Annotated in this window: 1 protein-coding gene; it reads right to left on the bottom strand. The window is 63.3% G+C overall.

Going from position 1 to position 637, the window contains the following annotated elements:
• Nucleotides 1-637 (bottom strand): thiamine pyrophosphate-dependent enzyme (locus tag DMX11_RS25825; RefSeq protein WP_256590666.1); only part of this gene is annotated, 637 nt, incomplete at both ends.

The following is a 637-nucleotide window of genomic DNA, read 5'->3' as shown; positions in this document are numbered from 1 at the left end:
AGCTCCTGGCTGTTCATCATGAAGCCGCCGTCGCCGCATACCGAGATCACCGGGCGGTCCGGGTACACCAGGTGCGCCGCCATGGCCGACGGCAGGCCAGCGCCCATGGTCGCCAGGGCGTTGTCCAACAGCACGGTGTTCGGCTTGTGCGCCTTGTAGTTACGGGCGAACCAGATCTTGTAGATGCCGTTGTCCAGGGCAACGATGCCTTCGGACGGCAACACGCGACGGATGTCGGCAACCATACGCTGCGGGTAGACCGGGAAGCGGTTGTCGTCGCCACCTTCGGCGATCTGCGCTTCGTTGGCTTCACGGATGGCCATCAGGCGGGTGAAGTCCCAGTGCGAAGTCTCGGTCAGCGCTTCACCGATCTGCCACACGGCGTTGGCGATGTCGCCGATCACTTCCACCTGTGGGAAGTACACGGCATCGACTTCGGCGGAGCGGAAGCTGATGTGGATGACTTCGGTGCCGCCACGGACCATGAAGAACGGCGGCTTTTCGATCACGTCGTGGCCGATGTTGATGATCAGGTCGGCCGCTTCGATGGCGCGGTGGACGAAGTCACCAGACGACAGCGCAGCGTTCCCCAGGAAGCGCGGGTGACGCTCATCGACCACGCCTTTACCCATCTGGG

Source organism: Pseudomonas sp. LB-090624, assembly GCF_003205205.1.
Lineage (GTDB): Bacteria > Pseudomonadota > Gammaproteobacteria > Pseudomonadales > Pseudomonadaceae > Aquipseudomonas.
Note: the sequence above shows the minus strand (reverse complement) of the source record. Positions and strands in the feature narration are given on the sequence as shown.